Below are 18,955 nucleotides of genomic sequence, written 5' to 3'. Positions count from 1 at the left end.
CGTTGATCTCGATCGGGTACGCGGTGACACGACGATCCACGGCGGCGGGTAGCGTTCGTTTTCGTGGTGGCCCCCGATCCCGTAGACGCTCGCCTGCTCGCCGTTCTCGCCGAGTCGGGCCGCGCCGCCGTGCACGAGATCGCCCAGCGCCTCGGCATGGACCCGCGCGAGGCCGCCATGCGCCTGATCACGCTCTCGGGCAGCGGCCTCCCGCTGCTGGTCGGCGTCGAGTGCGACCCGAACGGCATCCGCAGGGCCCTCGCGAACGCCGCCGCCTACGGCAACTACATGGGCGGCCCGCCGTCCGGTCCGTACGCGGTGCACCAGAGCGGTCCGCACCCCGTTCAGCAGCAGTACGGGCCGCAGGGTCCGGTCAGCCAGCCGTTCCCCGCGCAGCAGCCCCCGCCCCAGGCCACCTGGGGTCCGCCGCAGTCGGCGGGCTGGGTGCGGGCCGACCAGGCGCAGCCCAAGCCGGTGGTCTCGCGGACCGGCAAGATCGGCTCGGCGCTGGAGGCCGACAGCCTCGAGGGCGCCCGCCTGTCGATCCAGCTGGTCGAGGTCGTCGACCCGGCCGACTTCCTCTTCACCGCGGCGGGCTACAAGCTCGCCGAGGGCGAACGGGCCGTGGTCGTGCACACCGAGGTGACGAACACCTCGCAGGTGCCGTACACCTCGCTGCCGGACATGTACCTGGTGCTGGTCACCAAGACCGGCGAGACCGTGACGAAGGCGCCGGTCTCGCTGTCGTCGCGGCCCGCGCACAAGCTCGGCGTGCAGCCGGGTGAGACGGCCGGCGGGCACAGCGTGTTCGTGCTGCCGGACGAGACCCAGGTGATCCAGGTCCGCTGGAGCGTGCGCCCCGAGGTGGACCTGAACACCCTGGTCTGGACGGTCGAGGACTAGAGGAGCGCGAGCGCCTCGGCGTGCACCCCCGGTGCCGCCGCCAGGTACTCCCGGCTGGTCAGCGTCCACGGCTTGCCGTCGAGGTCCGTGACGACCCCGCCCGCCTCCTGCACGAGCAGCACACCGGACGCGTGCGCGCGCACGTTGTCGTGCTGCCAGTGCAGGTCCATGCGTCCGGCGGCGACCATGGCGAGCTGGTGCGTCACGGGCACCGAGATCCGCACGTACAGGGCGTGCTTGGCCATCGCGCTGTACGAGGCGCCGACGCGGTCGGCCATCTCCGGTCCCTGGCCGGGCTGGGCCTGGCCGGTGCCGGCCAGCGCCCCGTCCAGCGAGGTCTTGGCCGAGACGGAGAGCCGCACGCCGTTGAGGAACGCGCCGCCGCCCTCGGTGGCCGTGTACAGCTCGTCGAACAGCGGGAAGTAGAGCGCGGCGAGCACCGGGCGGCCGTCGCGGACGAGGCTCACGCCGATGTTGAAGTCGGTCATGCCCTGGACGGCGTTCATGTTGCCGCCGACCGGGTCGATCAGCCACCAGTCGCCGTCGGGGAGCGGGCCGGAGCCGTGCTCGTCGTCGAGCCAGCGGGCGTCCGGGTGGATCTCGGCGAGGGCGGGCCTCAGGAGGTCGGCGACGGCGGCGTCGTTGGCCTTCACCGCGGCGACCAGTTCGGCGAGGGTCGAGGGGCGGAACTCGGTCGAGGTGCGGCGCAGCAGGCGGGCGCCTGCCTGGCGGAGCACGGCGGAGACGGCGGCGGTGATGTCGGTGGACATGGCTTCCTCCAAGATTGACTGTCATGCAAGCGGATCTGAACCTGTTGACCGTGCTGGACGCCCTCCTCGAGGAGGGCAGCGTGATGGGGGCGGCGCAACGGCTGCACCTGTCGTCGCCCGCGGTCAGCCGGACGCTCGGGCGCATCCGCAAGGTGACCGGCGACGACATCCTGGTGCGGACCGGCCACACCATGACGCCCACGCCCTACGCCCTCGGCATCGCCGACGAGGTGCGCCGGCTGGTGCGCGAGGCCAACGCCGTGCTGACGCCCAGCCGGGAGCTGGACCTCGCGGAGCTCGACCGCACGTTCACGGTCCAGTGCCACGACGCGCTGGCCTCGTCGGTGGTGCCGGTGCTGGTCGGGCGGATCGCGCAACGGGCGCCCGGCGTGCGGTTGCGGGTGCTGGCCGAGAACTCGGCCGACACCGACGACCTGCGGCACGGGCGGGTCGACCTGGAACTCGGCGGCGGCAGGCCCGAGCTGCCGGAGTTCCGTTCGGAGACGCTCGGCACGGACCCGCTCGCGGTGGTGACGAGGGCGGGGCATCCGTGCACCGAACTGGACTTGCGGACCTATGCCGCCTATCCGCACGTGGTGGTCTCACGGCGTGGCAGGCTCCACGCCCCGATCGACGACGTGCTGGCGGCGGAAGGGTTGCGGCGCAGGGTGGTCGCGACCGTGGCGACGGTGCACTCGGCGGTGCAGATCGCGGCGGCGAGCGACGCGCTGGTCACCACCACGGCCGTCCTGTGCCGGCCGCTGGTCGAGGCGTTCGGGCTGGTGACGTGGCCATTGCCGGTCCCGTCTCCCGAGGCGCCGATCAACTGCAACTGGCACCAGCGCTACGACTCCGACCTCGCCCACGCGTGGCTGCGCGAGCAGGTGCGGGAGACCCTGACCGAGGTCCTAGGCGGCTAGCGGCAACGCGACCGCGCCGGGAAACCGCGGGTTCTCGGCCTCGTCGAGCATCGCGGCGGCCACGGTCTCGCGGCTGATCTTGGCGCCCAGGTCGAACGGCGGCGCCTCGTCGAGGCCGACCGTGCGGCCGGGGCCCGCGGGCTCGTCGGTCAGGACGCCCGCGTGGAAGACGGTGCCGCCGGCGGCGAGGACGGCGGTGTCGGCCGCGACCTTGTCCGGGATGCGGTCGCCGAAGAACTTCCAGAGCACGGCCGCGCCCTCCCCCGCCGCCTCGGCCGACGGGCCCGTGCCGTACGCGCCGAGCCAGATGATCCGGCGCGGTCCGGCGGCGACCACCGCGGCCGCGCCCGCCGAGAGGACCCCCGGCGTGTCCGTGCCGAGCCCGGACAGCACGACCGAGTCGGCGTCGATCGGCAGCGGACCGCTCACGTCGCCCGCGACCTTGCTCAACCGGTCGTGGTCGAGGGGAATGCGAGACGGGTCGCGGGCGATCGCCGTGACGGTGTGGCCGCGCTCCAACGCCTGGCGGGTGAGGGCGAGGCCGGTGCGGCCCGAGGCCGCGAGGATGGTCAAGTTCATGCTGAAAACGCTATTGAGCACACCGGTTAACATCAAGTGCAACGTCGTCAACCGATGATTTACCTAGACGCAATCAGCCTTCTTCGCGGAGCTTCTCCAGCGACGACGCCAGGTCAGCGGGGTACTCGGACGTGAACGTGACCCACTCGCCGGTGCCGGGGTGGTGGAACCCGAGCTGACGCGCGTGCAGCCACTGCCGCGTCACGCCGAGGCGCTTGGCCAGCGTCGGGTCGGCCCCGTACGTCAGGTCGCCGACGCACGGGTGGTGCAGCGCCGAGAAGTGCACACGGATCTGGTGCGTGCGCCCGGTCTCCAGGTGCACCTCGACGAACGACGCCGCGCGGAACGCCTCGATGACCTCGTAGTGCGTGATCGAGGGCTTGCCGGAGTTCATCACGGCGAACTTGTAGTCGTGCTTCGGGTGCCGGTCGATCGGGGCGTCGATGGTGCCCTTGATCGGGTCCGGGTGGCCCTGCACGATCGCGTGGTAGACCTTGTCGACGGTGCGCTCTTTGAAGGCGTGCTTCAAAGCCGAGTACGCGGACTCGGACTTCGCGACCACCATGACACCGGTCGTGCCGACGTCGAGCCGGTGCACGACGCCCTGGCGCTCGGCGGCTCCGGACGTGGCGACGCGGTGACCGGCGGCGGCGAGACCGCCCACGACGGTCGGACCGGTCCAGCCCGGCGACGGGTGCACGGCGACGCCGACCGGCTTGTCCACGACGATGATGTCGTCGTCCTCGTGGATGATCTCCAGGCCCTCCACCGGGATGGCCTGCACGGTGATCGGCTGCGGCGGCGCGGGCAGCGTGATCTCGAGCATCGACCCGGCGGTGAGCCGGTCGGACTTGCCCACGACCCGGCCGTCGACCAGCACGTCGTCGGCGTCCGCGATGGCCGCGACGGCGGTGCGGGACAGGCCGAGCAACTTCGCGAGGCCGGCGTCGACGCGCATGCCGTCCAGTCCGTCGGGAATCGGCAGCGTTCGGTAACCGCTCACGCGGGGGCCTCGACCTTCTTCTCCTTGCAGAACCCGCTGAAACTACCAGGAGCTGCTACTTCGTCTCCTGCTGACCGTCGGACTCCACGAGCGGTTCGGCCTGCTTCACGACGGTCCCGTCGTAGTCGTGCTGCATCAGCGCCAGCACGATGATCGTCGCGCCACCGCCGACGATCGCCATGTCCGCGACGTTGAACACCGGCCAGACCTGGCCGTAGGGGTCGAACAGCGACAGGAAGTCGACCACATGCCCGCGCATCGGTCCCGGCTCGCGGAACAGGCGGTCGGCGAGGTTGCCGACGGCACCGCCCAGCACCAGGCCGAGGCCGACGGCCCAGCCCTGCGAGCGGAGGTTGCGCGAGATCCAGACGATGAACCCGGCGACGCCGAACGCGATCAGCGCGAGGATCCACGTCATGCCCTCGGCCAGGCCGAACGCGGCACCGGGGTTGCGCACGAACGTCAGGTAGAGCGCGCCGCCGAAGATCTTGATCGGCTCGGCGCCCTCGAGGAACGCCACCGACACGACCTTGGTGAGCACGTCCAGCGCCAGCACGACGGCCGCGAGGACAGCCAGGATCTTCGTCTTCGGTTCCGGCAGGGACCCGGCGAACGAACCGGAGATCGAGAACTCCTCGTCGTCCTCCGCCTTCGCGGGAGACTCCGCCGGCTTCGCCTCGGCCTGTTCGTCCTCGACCCCGACGACGGCCGACGCGACCGTCTCCGGCTCGCTGACCTGCGCGTCCGCAGGCTTGTCAGCGACCTCCGCGGAGGCTTTCTCCTCGGCCTTGGGCTCGTCACTCACCAGGTCAGTGTCCACTACAGGGACTACGCGAGGAACGGCGGCAGGGTTCGGTTGTCGTCCTGGGGGACCCACCGGCCGTCGCGCTGCTCGTAGGTCCACTTCGGACCCTCGGTGACGAGAACGCGCAACGCGGCAATGAGACGGTCGACGTGCTCGGCCGTCGTGCCGAGGCCGATCGACGCGCGCACGGCACGTTCCTCGTGCGAACCCACCTGCTTCACGAGACGGCCCACGATCACGTGCGCGCAGAACGCGCCGTCGCGCACACCGATGCCGTACTCGGCGGACAGCGCCGCCGCGAGGAAGCCCGCGTCGAAGCCGGAGATCGTGAAGCTGACGACGCCCACCTTGTCGGTGTCGGTCAGGATCGCGAGCTCGCGGAAGCCGGGGATCGTGCGCAGGCCCTCACGCAGGCGCGTCAGCAGCTCCTGCTCGTGCGCGACCGTCTGCTCCCAGTGCCGCGACAGGATCTCGCAGGCCGCGGCCAGCGCGTGCACGCCGACGACGTTGGGGCTGCCGGCCTCGTGCCGCTCGGGCACCGCGGACCAGGCCACGCCGAGGCGGTCGCCGTGGTCGGTGACCTTGGACGTGGCACCGCCGCCGACCAGGTACGGCTGGGCCTGCTGCAGCCAGTCCGCGCGGCCGACCAGCACCCCGGCGCCGAACGGCGCGTATATCTTGTGGCCGGAGAACGCGATGTAGTCGACGCCCAGCTCACGGGCGTTGATCGGGCGGTGCGGGGCGAGCTGCGCGGCGTCGAGCGCGATCCGCGCGCCGTGGCGGCGGGCGACCTTCGCGAGCTCGGCGACCGGCCACAGCTCCCCGGTGACGTTGGACGCCCCGGTGACGATCACGAGCCTCGGGCCGACCGGGGCGGCGGCAAGAGCCCGGTCCAGCGCGACGATCGCGGCGCCAGACGAAGACGGTGCGGGGATGCGCTGCACGTTCGGCCCGCGCCACGGCAGCAGTGCCGCGTGGTGCTCGCTGTCGAACAGCACGACGGCGGTGTTGCGGGGAACGCTGCGCGCCAACAGGTTCAGCGAGTCCGTGGTGTTGCGGGTGAACACGACGGCGTCGGAGGAGTGCGCGCCGACGAACCGGCGGACGCGGTCGCGGGCCTGCTCGTAGACGCGGGTCGAGACCTGCGAGGCGAACCCGGCGCCGCGGTGCACGCTCGCGTACCAGGGCAGCAGCTCGTCGACGGCGTCGTGGACCTCCTGCAGACAGGGCGCCGACGCGGCGTGGTCGAGGTTGGCGTAGCCGACGCGCTCCCCGGTCACCAGCGGAACGCGCAGGTCGGCGCCGACGACAGCCGGAACCGCCGTGGTGGTGCTGGGGGTGATCGCGAGCGTCATCGAGCTGCCTCCGAGGCCAGGGGGCCTTCTCGTGGAGGCCCGCGCTTGACCGGCGCCCTACGCGCCGGACCAGGTCCTCACCAAGGGCACCCCACCGCGGTTGGAGGGTTGCCGGCCAGCAAGCTTGGGCTTGACGCTGGCTCTCATGACCTGCCGACGACGTTAGCGGAGCGTGACCGCCACGTCGACACCCGATCACATCGTGAGAAGCCTCGGAGACCGACTAATCGCCGGTCTCGCCCTTCCACCTGGCGTAGCGGCCGGCGCGGTCGACGGCACGTACGCGCCGCTCAGCGGCGTCGCGCGCCTCCTCGGTGGTGACGATGAGCAACTGGTCGTCGGTCTGCAGCCGGGTCGTCGGTTGTGGTGTGAAACTCTTTTCGCCGCGCACCACGAGGCTGACCGTGGCGCCGGAGGGCAGCCGCAGCTCGGACATGTAGACGCCGTGCAGCTTCGACCCGCGCTGGATGTGCACCTGGAGCAGCTCGGCGCCGAGCTCGTCGAGCGGCGAGGAGTCGACCTGGACCTCCTTCGCCTCGCCCGCCTTCACCAGGTGCAGGCGCCGGGCGAGGAACGGCAGCGTCGTGCCCTGCACGATCGTCAGCACGATGACCAGCAGGAAGACCACGTCGACCAGTTGCCGCGCGCCCTCGACCCCCTGGATCAGCGGGATCAGCGCGAACACGATCGGCACCGCGCCGCGCAGGCCGGACCACGAGAGGAACGCCTGTTCCCGCCACGGCACCTTGAACGGCAGCGACGCGAGCACCACCGACAGCGGCCGGGCCACGAACGTCAGCACCACGCCCGCGACCAGCGCGGGGAACAGCACGTCGAGCAGGCGCGACGGCGAGGCGTAGAGACCGAGGAGCACGAAGAGCCCGATCTGGGCGAGCCAGCCCAGGCCCTCGGCGAACGAGAGGGTGTCGGCGCGGTGCGGCAGGCGGGCGTTGCCGAGGACCAGCGCGGCGACGTACGTGGCGAGGAAACCGGAGGCGTGCACGAGGTCGCCGGCCGTGTAGGCCATCACGCACACCGCCACCGTGGCGAGCGGGTACAGACCGGTGGAGGGCAGCGCCGCGCGTCTCAGCCCGGCCCCGCCGAGGAAGCCGAGCACGACGCCGATGAGCGCGCCCGCGCCCAGTTCGTAGATCACCAGCAGCGGCGCGGTCCAGGAGATCTCGTCGGAGGAGGCCAGCAGCACCACGGCGATGTAGACCGGCGCGTCGTTGAGACCGGACTCCAGTTCGAGAGCACCGGTGAGCCGCGCGCCGACGCCCAGCGAGCGCAGGACGCTGAACACCGCGGCCGCGTCGGTGGACGAGAGCACCGCGCCCCACAGCAACGCCATCCGCCAGTCGAGGCCCAGCAGGAAGTGCAGCGCCGTGCCGGTGACCGCGACGCTCACCGCAACGGCCACTGTGGACAGTGCGACACCCAGCCACAGCGAGGACTTCACGGCGTTCCAGCGCGTGGTGATGCCGCCCTCGGTGAGGATCAGCACGAGCGCCGCGATGCCGAGCGACTGGGTGAGGTCGGCGTCGTCGAACTTGATGCCGAAGACCGACTCGCCGAGCAGCACGCCGATGCCGAGGTACAGCAGGAGTGAGGGCAGCCCGAGCCGGGTCGACACGCGCACCGCGATCACCGAGATCAGCAGCACGGCGGCGCCGATGCCCAGTACGACCGTGACGTCACCCACCTGGACCATTCTGATCGATCACCACCGAATCCGACGAATCAGACGAGTTAACAACTCCCGCCGTTCGCCCCTAGCGGGCTCATGCACGACGGAGCATGTTGATCAGTGGCTCAATCCCAACCCTGCACGGAGTTGAACCATGAGGATCCTGATCGCACTGGCGGCCGCCTTGATGGCGACCGGAGCAACCACCGCACAGGCGGCGGCACCGTCGGCTCTGGCGGCGCCCAACATCAACGTCGCGAACGTACAAGCCCACCTCAACCAGTTCCAGTCCATCGCGAACGCCAACGGCGGCAACCGCGCGCACGGACGACCGGGGTACCTGGCCTCGATCAACTGGGTGAAGGGCAAGCTCGACGCGGCCGGCTTCACCACGCGCGTGCAGTCGTTCACCTACAACGGCGCCACGGGCTACAACCTGATCGCGGACTACCCCGGCGGTGACGTCACCAACACCGTCATGCTGGGCGGGCACCTCGACAGCGTCACGTCGGGTCCCGGCATCAACGACAACGGCACGGGTTCCGCGTCCCTGCTCGAGGTCGCGCTGCAGATGCGGGCGACGAACTTCCAGCCGACCAAGCACGTGCGGTTCGGCTGGTGGGGCGCCGAGGAGCTCGGGCTGCGCGGCTCGACGTTCTACGTGAACTCGCTGTCGACGACGGACAGGTCGCGGATCAAGGCGTACCTGAACTTCGACATGACCGGCTCGCCGAACCCCGGCTACTTCGTCTACAGCGCGTCCGGCCAGCCCTCCGGATCGCTCGCGCTGCAGCAGAGGCTGCAGGCGGGCTTCACGGCGATCAACGTCCAGACCGAGCTGACGAGCGTCGGCGGCCGTTCCGACCACGCGGCGTTCGCCCGCGCGGGCATCCCGGTCGGCGGCACGTTCACCGGCGCCGAGGGCATCAAGACCTCGGCGCAGGCGGCGAAGTGGGGTGGCACGGCCGGCCAGGCCTACGACCGCTGCTACCACCGCTCGTGCGACACGACGTCCAACGTCAGCGCGACGGCGCTCGACCGCAACGCGGACGTGATCGCCTCCGCGCTCTGGGCGACGGCGGCCTGATCACTTCGCGGTGAGCACCCGCACGGCCTCGTCGAGCACCGGTTCGACGAGGCCGGGCAGGCTCACCCACATCTGGGCCTGGCCCAGGTAGAGGCTGAACGCGATCAGCGCGCGCTTCCTCGCCTGGGCCTTGCCGAACCCGAACTGCCGGAACAGGTCGGTGAGATAGCCCAGCCGCTTCTCGGTGACCCGCTGGAGCACCGGCGCGATCACCTCGTTGCCCGCACCGGCCAGCAACGCCATCTCGACCGACCCCTTGCGCGTGCGGTCGAGCACCATGGCGAAGAGCGTTCTGAGCTTGTCCTCCGGAGTCCGCTCGGACTCGACGAGCTCGATGACCTTCTCGGTGTGCTCCCGCTCCCACCGCTCGACCGTCGCCTGCAGCAACGCGTCGCGGTTCGGGAAGTGGTGGTAGACGCTTCCTTTGGTGGCCCCGGCCCGCGCGGCGAGCGGCTCGATCGCCACGGCGCTCAACCCGCCCTCGGCCAACGCTCTCAGCGCTATCTCAGTCCAGTCGTCACGATTCCGCCGCACCACACTTCCATACGCTACCGTACGTTCCGAGAACATACGGTAGCGTATGGAAGGGGCTCTCATGATCAGGAACGTCCACACCCGCGACCTCGGCGCGCCCGCGGGCCCGTTCGTCGACCGCGTCCAGGAACTCTGGCCACCCGCGTGGGGCAGGCAGGAGTTCGACCGGCCGTTGGGCGTCGGCGCGGACGGCGGGCACGGACCGATCCGCTACCGCTGCACCTCGTACACACCCGGTGAGTCGATCACCTTCGAGTTCACCCGGCTGTCCGGGTCGCACACGCTCTCGGCGTCCGGGGACGTGCTGCGGCACGAGCTGGTCGGGGACTTCGCGTTCGTGGACCGGGTGCGGTGGGCGCTGGCGATCCGGTGGCTGCACGACGCGTGCATCGAGGACCTGTTCGACGTGTGCGAACGGGCGGCGGGCCGGGAACCCGCGTCCCCGGCCCGGTGGTCGTGGTACGTGCGCCAGGTGCGGCGGCTGTTCACGCCTCGCAAACGTCAGCCACAGCGCGCTCAGGCAAGTGGGCGCAGGCCGTGACGTGAAAGGGGCCGCCGTCCGAAGACAGCGGCCCCTCCTGCCGATCTCGATCAGGCCTTCGCCACGGCCACCTTCACCTTGGCGCCGTCGCCCACCGTGCCCTCGGCGGTGCCCTCACCGAACACCACCGCCGACGTCAGCGTCTCCGCCTGCACGAACGGCAGGTGCGGCTCCACCGCGGCGCGCACCGCGTCCGGCAGCTCCAGCGTCAGCGTGATCCGGTCGGACACGTCGAGCTGGGCGTCCTTGCGGGCCTGCTGCACCACGCGCACCAGGTCGCGCGCGACGCCCTCGGCCTCCAGCTCCGGCGACACCGCCGTGTCGAGCACGACGACGCCGGCACCACCGGGCAGCGCGGCCGTGGCGGCCGGATCCGTTGCCACCAGGCGCTGTTCGTACTCGCCCTCGAACAGCTCGATGCCCGCCGCGACCACCCGACCGTCCACTTCGGACCAGTCGCCGGCCTTGACGGCCTTGATGACCTTCTGCACGTTCGGGCCGAGGCGCGGGCCGGCGGCGCGGGCATTGACGACCAGCTGGAACTGCCCGTAGGTGTCGACGTCGGTGGACAGCGACACCTCCTTGACGTTGACCTCGTCGCGCACGATCTCGGCGAAGTCCTCCAGCGTGCCGGCCACCGGGGAGGCGACCGTCAGGCTCGCCAGCGGCAGTCGCACGCGCAGCTTGTTCGCCTTGCGCAGCGACAACGCCGTCGAGCAGACGTCGCGCACCTCGTCCATCGCCGCCACCAGCGCGTCGTCCGCCGGCACGTCCGACACCGACGGGAAGTCCGTCAGGTGCACGGAACGGCCGCCGGTCAGGCCGCGCCACACGACCTCGGTCGTGTACGGCAGCAGCGGCGCCGTCACGCGCGTCACGACCTCCAGCACGGTGTGCAGGGTGTCGATCGCGTCCTGGTCACCGTCCCAGAACCGCTGCCGCGAGCGCCGCACGTACCAGTTCGTCAGCACCTCCAGGTACTCGCGCACCAGCTGGCACGCGCCGGAGATGTCGTAGACGTCCATGGCCGCCTGGACGTCGCGGACCAGGTCGTGCGTCTTCGCCAGCGCGTAGCGGTCGAGCACGTTCGTCGAGTCGACGCGCCACGTGCCCTCCTTGCCTGCGGCGTTGGAGTACAGCGCGAGGAAGTACCAGGAGTTCCACAGCGGCAGCACGGCCTGGCGCACCGCGTCGCGGATGCCGCGCTCGGTCACCACCAGGTCGCCGCCGCGCAGGATCGGCGACGCCATGAGGAACCAGCGCATGGCGTCGGAGCCGTCGCGGTCGAAGACCTCGTTGACGTCCGGGTAGTTCTTCAGCGACTTCGACATCTTCTGGCCGTCGTCACCGAGCACGATCCCGTGCGCCACGCAGTCGCGGAACGCGGGCCGGTCGAACAACGCCGTCGCGAGCACGTGCAGCGTGTAGAACCAGCCACGCGTCTGCCCGTTGTACTCGACGATGAAGTTGCCCGGGTAGTGGTCCTCGAACCACTTCGCGTTCTCGAACGGGTAGTGCACCTGCGCGAACGACATCGAGCCCGACTCGAACCAGCAGTCGAGCACGTCGGGGATCCGGCGCATGGTCGACTGACCGCTCGGGTCGTCCGGGTTCGGGCGCGTCAGCTCGTCGATGAACGGCCGGTGCAGGTTGTCCGGGCGCACGCCGAAGTCGCGCTCCAGCTCGTCCAGCGACCCGTACACGTCCGTGCGCGGGAACTCGGGGTTGTCCGAGGTCCACACGGGCAGCGGCGAGCCCCAGTACCGGTTGCGCGAGATGTTCCAGTCGCGCGCGTTCTCGAGCCACTTGCCGAACTGGCCGTCCTTGATGTGGCCCGGCACCCAGTTGATCTGCTGGTTGAGCTCGACCATCCGGTCCTTGAACTGCGTGACCGCGACGAACCACGCCGACAGCGCGCGCTGGATCAGCGGGTTCGCACACCGCCAGCAGTGCGGGTACGGGTGGTCGTAGGTCTCGTGGCGCAGCAGCAGGCCCGCATCCTTGAGGTCGCGGATGATCAGCTTGTTCGCCTCGAAGACGTGCACGCCCTGGTACGGCGCCACCTCGGCGGTGAACTTGCCGTCCGGCCCGACCGGCACGACGACCTCGATGCCCGCCGCATCCGTCACGACCTTGTCGTCCTCACCGAACGCGGGCGCGATGTGGACGATGCCCGTGCCGTCGTCGGTGGTCACGTAGTCCGCGGTCAGCACCTGGTGCGCGTTCTCGCGGCCCACGAAGAAGTCGAACGGCGGCAGGTACTTCTTGCCGACCAGGTCCGAGCCCTTGTAGCGGGCGACGACCTCGGGCTCCTCGCCCAGCTCGCGCGCGTACGCCGCGACGCGGGCCTCGGCGAGCAGGTACCTGTCGCCGTCGGAGCCGACGACCGTCACGTAGTCGACGTCCGGGTGCACGGCGGCGGCCAGGTTGCTCGGCAGCGTCCACGGCGTGGTCGTCCAGACCAGGGCCTTCTCACCGGACTCGAGGCGCAGCGCGACCGTGACCGCCGGGTCCTGCCGGTCGCGGTAGGCGTCGTCCATCTTGGTCTCGGTGTTGGACAGCGGCGTCTGGCAACGCCAGCAGTACCACAGCACCCGGAAGCCCTCGTAGATCAAGCCCTTGTCCCACAAGGCCTTGAACGCCCACATGACGCTTTCCATGTAGTCGAGGTCGAGCGTCTTGTAGTCGTTGTCGAAGTCGACCCAGCGAGCCTGGCGCGTCACGTAGTCGCGCCACTGGTCCGTGTACTGCAGCACGGACGTGCGGCACGCCTCGTTGAACTTCTCGATGCCGAGCTCGTCGATCTCGTGCTTCTGCGTGATGCCGAGCTGCTTCTCAGCCTCGTACTCGGCGGGCATGCCGTGCGTGTCCCAGCCGAACCGGCGCTCGACGTGCTTGCCGCGCATCGTCTGGTAGCGCGGCACGACGTCCTTGACGTAGCCGGTCAGCAGGTGGCCGTAGTGCGGCAGGCCGTTGGCGAACGGCGGGCCGTCGTAGAAGACGAACTCGTTCTCGCCGTGCTCACCCGCCGGGGTGCGGTCGATGCTCGCCTGGAAGGTCTCGTCGTCCTTCCAGTACCCGAGCACGTCCTGCTCGAGGTTCGGAAAGGACGGCTGCGCCGGGACCTCGTTCGCTCCGGCCCTGGGGTAGGCCATCTCCACTGCTCCTCGCGGTCAGATGTGACACGCGAGGACGACACGCCGATGTGGCTCGGCGGGCCGCGGTACCACCCCGCTTGCTCGCCACCAGGGCGAGCCTCTCGTTCTTCGGCTGTGACGGGCCGGTCCCGTCCGGTTCTACTGAGACGCTCGCGCGCCCGTTCTTCCGGAGGCTCCCCGGTGATGGCCGGATCGGTGCCTGTGGGTTACAGGGTACGGGGGCGCGCAAACCGTATGCTCGCCGGATGTCGTTGACCATCGCGTTGTCGATCGTGCTGGCCGTGCTGTTCGTGGCGACGGGCGCGGGCAAGCTGTTCGGCGCGAAGGCGTCGCTCGAGGCCCGCGATCACTTCCGGATGAACCCGGCGCTGTGGCGGACCATCGGCGCGCTGGAGTGGGCGGGCGCCGCCGGCCTGGTCGTCGGCCTGGTCACGTGGGACTGGGTGGCGCACGCGGCCACCGTCGGGCTCGGGCTGCTGATGGTCGGCGCCACGGTCACCCGCCTGCGGTACGACTCGAAGCCGACGGGCGTGGTCGTGGACCTGGCGCTGCTGGCGTTGCTGATCATGCTGCTGTTCCTGGACCGGTGAGGTCCCACTCCGCGGACGTCGCCGGCCGCCCTCCGGACGCCGGTCGGGCCCTGAGTAGAAGCACTCATGGCGAGCCCGATCCACCTCCCGCCAGACTCGGAGCCACGTGATCGGGGGATCACGTGGAGGTGCCGCCCCTCGCACGGGTCGACCTCACCGCTGACGTTCCTGGGGGAACCATGATCCGCACAACCTTGGCCACCGTCGCCCTGCTGCTCGCCACGGCCGCGCCTGCCTCGGCCGACGCCACCGGCTACCTCATCTGGGACTCCGACGCGGGTGCCTGGCCCACCGAGGGCCGCTCCGGCACCTGGACGCCGCCCGAGCTCTTCTCCGTTCGCGAAGACCCGGAGGAGGGCAACCTCATCCGCGTCAAGGGCGAGTCCGCCGACGGGTGGGAGTACCTCATGATCGAGCTGTACCGCCACGACGGGCAGCGCATCACCGAGGGCGACTTCACCGACCAGCGGGTCCTGGTCGTCAACCACGGCCTGGGTTGGTACGACGACGGCGCCGAGTTCGCCGTCGAGCACATCGCCTACAACGACGAGGGCGTGATCTCGGAGTTCGAAGGTTCCGTCGAGCACCACTACCGGGACGAACCCGACAGCACGTTCCGCGCGAAAATCAGCTACCGGCGCTGACGTCGTGAGGGGTGGTCGTGCCCGCTCCGCGGAGCGTGGCCACCCCGGCGGGACTGCCGCCACACGCACAACAGCCCCCGAGCGCACGGGCCACTTCTCGACCCATGCCGGGGGCGTTCGCGTCGATCTCAGTCCACCTGTGCCGTGCGGCTCTTGCGCACCAGCACCGCGTCGGGGGTGCACAGCGCGCACGGCGTGAACTGCAACTGCCGTGCTTCCTGCACCGGGAGGCCCAGCGTGGGCCTCCCGGCGAGCCAGGAACACGAGCTGAGGTGGTACCGGGGCCGTTCGTCCAGCACCCGCACCTCGTCCACCAGGTCGGCCACGACGAGCAGGTCCGCCGCGTCGGTGTCCTCTTCCGGTGGTTCCTCGTCAGCGGACGGCGTGTCGGCTGTCGCCGGCTCCACCACCCGATGATCATCTGCTGCAGGTAGTTGATCTACACTCGGCGCGTCGGCAGCGGGGTCCCCCGGACGTCGGCGCCACCAGTCCCATGCGAGGACCAGGGCGGCGAGCACGCTCGCGCCCACGGACGACCACGCCCAGATCGTGTTGGACGTGGTCAGCGCAGGCACGAGCAACCCGAGGGCTGCGAGCACCAGAAGCAGAACTACGAAGAGCACCTAGCGAACAGTAGTTCAGCCCGCTTCGGCGCGTGCGCCGAACGAGTAGCCCTGGGAGCGGCCCTCGGACGGAGCGGCCGGGCCGCGGTCCTGGAGGTCGCGCAGGGACGACTCGAGCATCGTCTTCAGTCGCGTGCGGTACTCGCGCTCGAACGTCTGCAGCTTGTCGATCTGCTTCTCGAGCGTGTTCTTCTCCTGGGTGATGTTGCCCATCACCTCAGCGTGCTTGCGCTGCGCGTCGCGGTCCAGCGCGGTGGCCTTCTCACGGGCCTGCCGCTCCAGCGTCTCGGAACGCGTCCGCGCGTCGTTCAGCATGGTCTCGGCACGCGTGCGGGCCTCGTTGACCATCGTGTCGGCCTTGGCGCGAGCCTCGGACAACAGCTGCTCGGACTTCGTGCGGGCCTCGGACAGCATGCCGTCGGCCTCGGCCTTGGCCTCGCCCGTCAGCCGGTCCGCCATCTCCTGGGCGAGACCCAGGACCTTCGCGGCCTGCACGTGGTGGTCTCCGCCACCACCGGGGGACGTCTGCTCCATGACCGAAGGCGGCGGGACCGGCGCCAGGCGGCGCGGCTCCTCGACCGGCATGCGGGTCGTCATGGGGGCGGCGGACGCCTTGGCCCGCGCGTCGTCGAGGTCGGCACGCGACGTCTCGAGCTGCTGGTCGAGCTGCTCGACCTGCTGACGGAGGTCGTTGTTCTCCTCGATCAAGCGGGCCAGTTCGCCCTCAACCAGGTCGAGGAACGCGTCCACCTCGTCCTCGTTGTAGCCCCGCTTGCCAATCGGCGGCTTGCTGAATGCAACGTTGTGCACGTCAGCGGGGGTCAACGGCATCGGATCACCTCTCGCACTCCTGGGCTGCGGTCATCCCACGGTTCCCCGTCACCTGGGATCTGCGAATCGCATCAGAATGATAACGACCAGCCACAGCACAATAATCGATAGGTCCAGCCCGACGCCTCCGATCCGCACAGTCGGGATCACCCGACGGAGCGCACGGACCGGTGGGTCGGTGACCGTGTAGACGGTTTCGAGCGTCACGGCTACGCCGCCAGCCGGGCGCCACTCCCTCGCGAACGTCCGCACCATCTCGACCACGACACGCGCGGTCAGGAACAGGGAGAACGCGAACAGGACGTAGAAGATGACGAGACGGATCGGGTCCACGGGTCAACTCTAACCGTGGTTCCCGAAGCCACCCTCCGCCAGCTTCCTCCGGTCCTCCGCCGTGACGTCAACGTTCGGCGGTGAGAGAAGGAACACCCTGCTCGTGATCTTGTCCATGGACCCGCGCAGAGCGAACGCGAGACCGGCCGAGAAGTCGACGAGACGCTTCGCGTCCGCGTCGTCCATGTCGGTCAGGTTCAGGATCACGGGAGTGCCGTCCCGGTAGTGCTCCCCGATCGTGCGCGCCTCGCTGTAGTTGCGGGGGTGGAGCGTGGTGATGCGCGCCAACGGGTTGCCTGCCGGCTCGGCCACGGGACGCAGCCTGCTCACGGGCTCGCGCTGCGGCTCGACCGCGAGTGCGCCGTGCACGGGTGCGTCGGCACTCCAGCGCCGCGTGCTCGAGGGAGAACCCCCGCGCCGCGACTCCGGCTCGTAGTCGTCCGAGTCGTCGATGTCGGCCCGGTACCCGGAGCCCTGGAGCTCCGACCGGCCCGGCGTGAACACGCGGCTGCGCCGCGGGTAAGGGTCGTAGTCGTCGGCCTCGGCCGCGTACTCGGACCGGTAGTCGCCGTAGCGACCGCGGTCGTCGTCGTAGCCGGGGTCGTCTGCGTACTCGGCGGGGACCATCCCGAAGTAGGCCTTCAGCTTGTGCAAAGCGCTCATTCCAGCCCCTCCTCGGCGGTTCCCCACTCTTAGGGACGGTGCGGACGGTCCCGAGGTTCCCGACAACCTATGGCGAGGTTAGTCGCCGACTGCCGAGCAACGCCGTTCCGACACGCACACAGGTCGATCCGTGCGAGATGGCATCTTCCAGGTCACCACTCATTCCCGCTGACACACCGATGGCAGTGGGATGATCATCACGTAGGCGAGATACCACCGAAACCAACGCCTGAAACGCCTGCGACGGGTTCATCGTCCGGGGCGCGACGGTCATCGCACCTCGGAGAATAAGATCACCCGAACGAGTGATCACGCCAGCCAGTTCCGGGACGTCCGGAATGGCGACCCCTCCCCGTGACGTGTCCCCGTCGATGCTGACCTGCAACAACACGTCCAGCTTCGTGCCGCGCGCGTGCGCCGCCTTCGCCAGCGCTTCGGCCAACCGGACGCTGTCCACGGAGTCGACCTGATCGGCCCACTCGACGACGGACTTCGCTTTGTTCCGCTGCAATCGCCCGACCATGTGCCACCTCGCGTCCGCGAGATGTCTCAATTGGCCGACCTTCTGACTGGCTTCCTGATCGCGGTTCTCCGCGAAGTGCCGCAACCCCAGTTCGTAAAGGATCTCCACATCGCTCGCGGGCCAGGTTTTCGTCACCGCGAGCAACATCACTTCGTCCCGCGCCCGCCCCGCCGCTTCACACGCTTTCGCGATGCGTTCCTCGACCTCGGCGAGGTTCTCCTCCAGTTCCTCCGCGCGGTTCACGGCTCGATCCAGATCACCGAGGCGAGCCGCCCGGTGGGCGCCTGCCGCCGATGGCTGAAGAGGTCCTTCTCCTCGAACGTGCACCGCGGGTCGACCCCGATCTTCCCGACCCCGGCACTGGCGAGCTGGTTCCACAACCCGGCCCGCAGATCCAGCGCAGGCGTGCCCTTCCGCGACTTGGACGCGCTACCGGGCAGGTGCTTCTCGACGTCCTTCTGCATCTCGGCCGGCACCTCGTAGCACTCACCGCACACCGACGGCCCGAGCAACACCTCGATGCGCTCAAGCTCAGCCCCGAGCGCCATCATCGCCTTGAGCGCCTCGACCACCACCCCGACCCGAGCCCCAACGCGCCCGGCGTGCACGGCCCCGACGACCCCGGCCTCCTGGTCCCCGAGCAACACCGGCACGCAGTCGGCGGTCAACACGACGAGCCCGAGCCCGGCCTCTTTCGTCACAGCGGCATCAGTGGCCTCAAGAGCCTCAGCCCGCGGCCCGTCAACCGTCGCGACAGTCCGCCCGTGCACCTGCTCCATCCAGACCAACCGGTCGGGCGTGAGCCCGATCCCCTCGGCCAGCCGAACACGGTTGGCCTCGACGGCCCGCAGGTCGTCCCCGACGTGGTCGCCGAGGTTGAACGAGTCGTAGGGCGCCTTGGACACGCCTCCGGCACGGGTGGTGACAACACGACGAATGCGCACGACGACACCCTAGTTCGCCCGACCGCACACCCCAGCGATGCCCCGCTGCCCGCAACGCCTCGGGTCGGGGGTGGTGCCGCTCGATGTGGAGGGGGCATGGGCAGGGGCGGGCTCGACTCGGAGGGGCGGGAGTGGTGGCGGCGGCGCGGACGGGCGCGGGGGCGGAGGGCGGCTTGGCTCAGGTGGTGGCGGGGAGCGGAGGGCGGCTCGGCGCGGAGGGGCGCGGGAGGCTCGGCGCCGGTGGTGAGCAAGCGGCTTGCTGTGAGGGGCAGAGTGGTCGCGAAACGGCCCGACGCGAACAGCGGGGCCACGGGCACGCCCCGCCCCACAGCGACGCCGAAGGCGAGCAGTCTTTCCCCAAGACTCCAGGGCGGTGGGGTCCCATCACGAGTCGCGCCATAGCTCCTGCTGCATGCCTGGAGGGGTGTCAACTCGACACTATTTTCGGCTTTTTGACACCCC

At 70.0% G+C, this 18,955-nt stretch carries 20 protein-coding genes and 1 riboswitch; of the genes, 6 read left to right on the top strand and 14 right to left on the bottom strand.

Translation table 11 applies throughout. The annotated features are described in order from the left end of the window. Positions 1 to 63 precede the first annotated feature (63 nt). On the top strand, positions 64 to 903 hold the full coding sequence (locus tag ABZX02_RS38130; protein WP_355305994.1) for an AsnC family protein: 840 nt from the start codon (positions 64 to 66) through the stop codon (positions 901 to 903). Here ABZX02_RS38130 and ABZX02_RS38125 read toward each other — a convergent pair. Continuing rightward, on the bottom strand, positions 900 to 1,673 hold the full coding sequence (locus tag ABZX02_RS38125; RefSeq protein ID WP_355305992.1) for an inositol monophosphatase family protein: 774 nt from the start codon (positions 1,671 to 1,673) through the stop codon (positions 900 to 902). The two genes, ABZX02_RS38130 and ABZX02_RS38125, sit on opposite strands and share 4 nt — an antisense overlap. A gap of 23 nt (positions 1,674 to 1,696) precedes the next feature. On the opposite strand from ABZX02_RS38125, the gene ABZX02_RS38120 reads away from it, so the two are divergent. Then, a complete protein-coding gene (locus ABZX02_RS38120) occupies positions 1,697 to 2,593 on the top strand; it encodes a LysR family transcriptional regulator (RefSeq protein ID WP_355305990.1) in 897 nt (298 codons plus the stop codon). On the opposite strand, the gene ABZX02_RS38115 is transcribed toward ABZX02_RS38120, so the two are convergent. The 5 genes from ABZX02_RS38115 to ABZX02_RS38095 form a co-directional block, all read right to left on the bottom strand. Further along, the gene (locus ABZX02_RS38115) at positions 2,582 to 3,172 is read right to left on the bottom strand and encodes an NAD(P)H-binding protein (RefSeq protein WP_355305988.1); all 591 of its coding nucleotides are present in this window, start codon (positions 3,170 to 3,172) and stop codon (positions 2,582 to 2,584) included. The two genes, ABZX02_RS38120 and ABZX02_RS38115, sit on opposite strands and share 12 nt — an antisense overlap. Before the next feature lie 73 nt (positions 3,173 to 3,245). Beyond that, positions 3,246 to 4,130, bottom strand: a complete 885-nt coding sequence (locus ABZX02_RS38110; RefSeq protein WP_355306158.1) for an RluA family pseudouridine synthase — start codon at positions 4,128 to 4,130, stop codon at positions 3,246 to 3,248. Between the two features lie 100 nt (positions 4,131 to 4,230). Continuing rightward, entirely contained in the window at positions 4,231 to 4,980 is a 750-nt protein-coding gene (gene lspA / locus ABZX02_RS38105) for a signal peptidase II (RefSeq protein WP_355305986.1), read from the bottom strand. A gap of 23 nt (positions 4,981 to 5,003) precedes the next feature. Next, positions 5,004 to 6,335, bottom strand: a complete 1,332-nt coding sequence (locus ABZX02_RS38100; RefSeq protein ID WP_355305984.1) for an aminotransferase class V-fold PLP-dependent enzyme — start codon at positions 6,333 to 6,335, stop codon at positions 5,004 to 5,006. Between the two features lie 36 nt (positions 6,336 to 6,371). Then, a riboswitch (SAM riboswitch) is annotated at positions 6,372 to 6,486 on the bottom strand. Between the two features lie 72 nt (positions 6,487 to 6,558). Beyond that, positions 6,559 to 8,037, bottom strand: a complete 1,479-nt coding sequence (locus tag ABZX02_RS38095) for a potassium/proton antiporter (protein ID WP_355305982.1) — start codon at positions 8,035 to 8,037, stop codon at positions 6,559 to 6,561. A 139-nt stretch (positions 8,038 to 8,176) separates the two neighbouring features. Here ABZX02_RS38095 and ABZX02_RS38090 point away from each other — a divergent pair, with 139 nt between their 5' ends. Beyond that, positions 8,177 to 9,109 carry a M28 family metallopeptidase gene (locus ABZX02_RS38090; RefSeq protein WP_355305980.1) on the top strand — a complete coding sequence of 311 codons (933 nt, stop codon included), beginning with the start codon at positions 8,177 to 8,179 and terminating at the stop codon, positions 9,107 to 9,109. On the opposite strand, the gene ABZX02_RS38085 is transcribed toward ABZX02_RS38090, so the two are convergent. Then, positions 9,110 to 9,679, bottom strand: a complete 570-nt coding sequence (locus ABZX02_RS38085) for a TetR/AcrR family transcriptional regulator (RefSeq protein WP_355305978.1) — start codon at positions 9,677 to 9,679, stop codon at positions 9,110 to 9,112. It abuts the gene before it with no gap. 25 nt (positions 9,680 to 9,704) lie between these two features. On the opposite strand from ABZX02_RS38085, the gene ABZX02_RS38080 reads away from it, so the two are divergent. Then, positions 9,705 to 10,184 carry an SRPBCC family protein gene (locus ABZX02_RS38080; RefSeq protein ID WP_355305976.1) on the top strand — a complete coding sequence of 160 codons (480 nt, stop codon included), beginning with the start codon at positions 9,705 to 9,707 and terminating at the stop codon, positions 10,182 to 10,184. Positions 10,185 to 10,234: 50 nt separating this feature from the next. Here the strand turns inward: ABZX02_RS38080 and ileS are convergent, their stop codons facing one another. Next, positions 10,235 to 13,339 (bottom strand): isoleucine--tRNA ligase, encoded by a 3,105-nt coding sequence (gene ileS / locus ABZX02_RS38075; RefSeq protein WP_355305974.1) that lies wholly within the window; start codon positions 13,337 to 13,339, stop codon positions 10,235 to 10,237. Between the two features lie 248 nt (positions 13,340 to 13,587). On the opposite strand from ileS, the gene ABZX02_RS38070 reads away from it, so the two are divergent. Together ABZX02_RS38070 and ABZX02_RS38065 are read left to right on the top strand one after the other, a co-directional pair. Beyond that, positions 13,588 to 13,932: a DoxX family protein gene (locus ABZX02_RS38070; protein ID WP_355305972.1), complete on the top strand. Its 345-nt coding sequence runs from the start codon at positions 13,588 to 13,590 to the stop codon at positions 13,930 to 13,932. Positions 13,933 to 14,111: 179 nt separating this feature from the next. Beyond that, on the top strand, positions 14,112 to 14,576 hold the full coding sequence (locus tag ABZX02_RS38065; protein ID WP_355305970.1) for a hypothetical protein: 465 nt from the start codon (positions 14,112 to 14,114) through the stop codon (positions 14,574 to 14,576). Between the two features lie 128 nt (positions 14,577 to 14,704). Here the strand turns inward: ABZX02_RS38065 and ABZX02_RS38060 are convergent, their stop codons facing one another. The 6 genes from ABZX02_RS38060 to pgeF form a co-directional block, all read right to left on the bottom strand. Then, the gene (locus tag ABZX02_RS38060) at positions 14,705 to 15,199 is read right to left on the bottom strand and encodes a hypothetical protein (RefSeq protein WP_355305968.1); all 495 of its coding nucleotides are present in this window, start codon (positions 15,197 to 15,199) and stop codon (positions 14,705 to 14,707) included. A 15-nt stretch (positions 15,200 to 15,214) separates the two neighbouring features. After that, a complete protein-coding gene (locus ABZX02_RS38055) occupies positions 15,215 to 16,030 on the bottom strand; it encodes a DivIVA domain-containing protein (RefSeq protein ID WP_285638902.1) in 816 nt (271 codons plus the stop codon). Between the two features lie 48 nt (positions 16,031 to 16,078). Beyond that, positions 16,079 to 16,354 (bottom strand): YggT family protein, encoded by a 276-nt coding sequence (locus ABZX02_RS38050; RefSeq protein WP_089950699.1) that lies wholly within the window; start codon positions 16,352 to 16,354, stop codon positions 16,079 to 16,081. An 18-nt stretch (positions 16,355 to 16,372) separates the two neighbouring features. Then, positions 16,373 to 17,026, bottom strand: coding sequence for a cell division protein SepF (locus ABZX02_RS38045; RefSeq protein WP_355305966.1), 654 nt, complete (start codon positions 17,024 to 17,026; stop codon positions 16,373 to 16,375). Positions 17,027 to 17,093: 67 nt separating this feature from the next. Then, positions 17,094 to 17,792, bottom strand: coding sequence for a YggS family pyridoxal phosphate-dependent enzyme (locus ABZX02_RS38040; RefSeq protein WP_355305965.1), 699 nt, complete (start codon positions 17,790 to 17,792; stop codon positions 17,094 to 17,096). Beyond that, positions 17,789 to 18,493, bottom strand: a complete 705-nt coding sequence (gene pgeF, locus ABZX02_RS38035) for a peptidoglycan editing factor PgeF (protein ID WP_355305963.1) — start codon at positions 18,491 to 18,493, stop codon at positions 17,789 to 17,791. The genes ABZX02_RS38040 and pgeF overlap by 4 nt, the downstream gene beginning before the upstream one ends. Positions 18,494 to 18,955 lie beyond the last annotated feature (462 nt).

The sequence above is a fragment of the Lentzea sp. NPDC003310 genome, assembly GCF_040610935.1.
Classification (GTDB): domain Bacteria; phylum Actinomycetota; class Actinomycetes; order Mycobacteriales; family Pseudonocardiaceae; genus Lentzea.
This window is presented reverse-complemented; position numbering and strand designations above follow the sequence as displayed.

Bases quoted from the DNA above. Each gene is read 5' to 3' on its own strand.
- ABZX02_RS38085 (WP_355305978.1), bottom strand. From the start codon at position 9,679: ATGTTCTCGGAACGTACGGTAGCGTATGGAAGTGTGGTGCGGCGGAAT.
- ABZX02_RS38115 (WP_355305988.1), bottom strand. From the start codon at position 3,172: ATGAACTTGACCATCCTCGCGGCCTCGGGCCGCACCGGCCTCGCCCTC.
- ABZX02_RS38070 (WP_355305972.1), top strand. From the start codon at position 13,588: ATGTCGTTGACCATCGCGTTGTCGATCGTGCTGGCCGTGCTGTTCGTG.
- ABZX02_RS38120 (WP_355305990.1), top strand. From the start codon at position 1,697: ATGCAAGCGGATCTGAACCTGTTGACCGTGCTGGACGCCCTCCTCGAG.
- ABZX02_RS38090 (WP_355305980.1), top strand. From the start codon at position 8,177: ATGAGGATCCTGATCGCACTGGCGGCCGCCTTGATGGCGACCGGAGCA.
- ABZX02_RS38100 (WP_355305984.1), bottom strand. From the start codon at position 6,335: ATGACGCTCGCGATCACCCCCAGCACCACCACGGCGGTTCCGGCTGTC.
- ABZX02_RS38045 (WP_355305966.1), bottom strand. From the start codon at position 17,026: ATGAGCGCTTTGCACAAGCTGAAGGCCTACTTCGGGATGGTCCCCGCC.
- ABZX02_RS38055 (WP_285638902.1), bottom strand. From the start codon at position 16,030: ATGCCGTTGACCCCCGCTGACGTGCACAACGTTGCATTCAGCAAGCCG.
- ileS (WP_355305974.1), bottom strand. From the start codon at position 13,339: ATGGCCTACCCCAGGGCCGGAGCGAACGAGGTCCCGGCGCAGCCGTCC.
- ABZX02_RS38065 (WP_355305970.1), top strand. From the start codon at position 14,112: ATGATCCGCACAACCTTGGCCACCGTCGCCCTGCTGCTCGCCACGGCC.
- ABZX02_RS38125 (WP_355305992.1), bottom strand. From the start codon at position 1,673: ATGTCCACCGACATCACCGCCGCCGTCTCCGCCGTGCTCCGCCAGGCA.
- ABZX02_RS38080 (WP_355305976.1), top strand. From the start codon at position 9,705: ATGATCAGGAACGTCCACACCCGCGACCTCGGCGCGCCCGCGGGCCCG.
- ABZX02_RS38110 (WP_355306158.1), bottom strand. From the start codon at position 4,130: ATGCGCGTCGACGCCGGCCTCGCGAAGTTGCTCGGCCTGTCCCGCACC.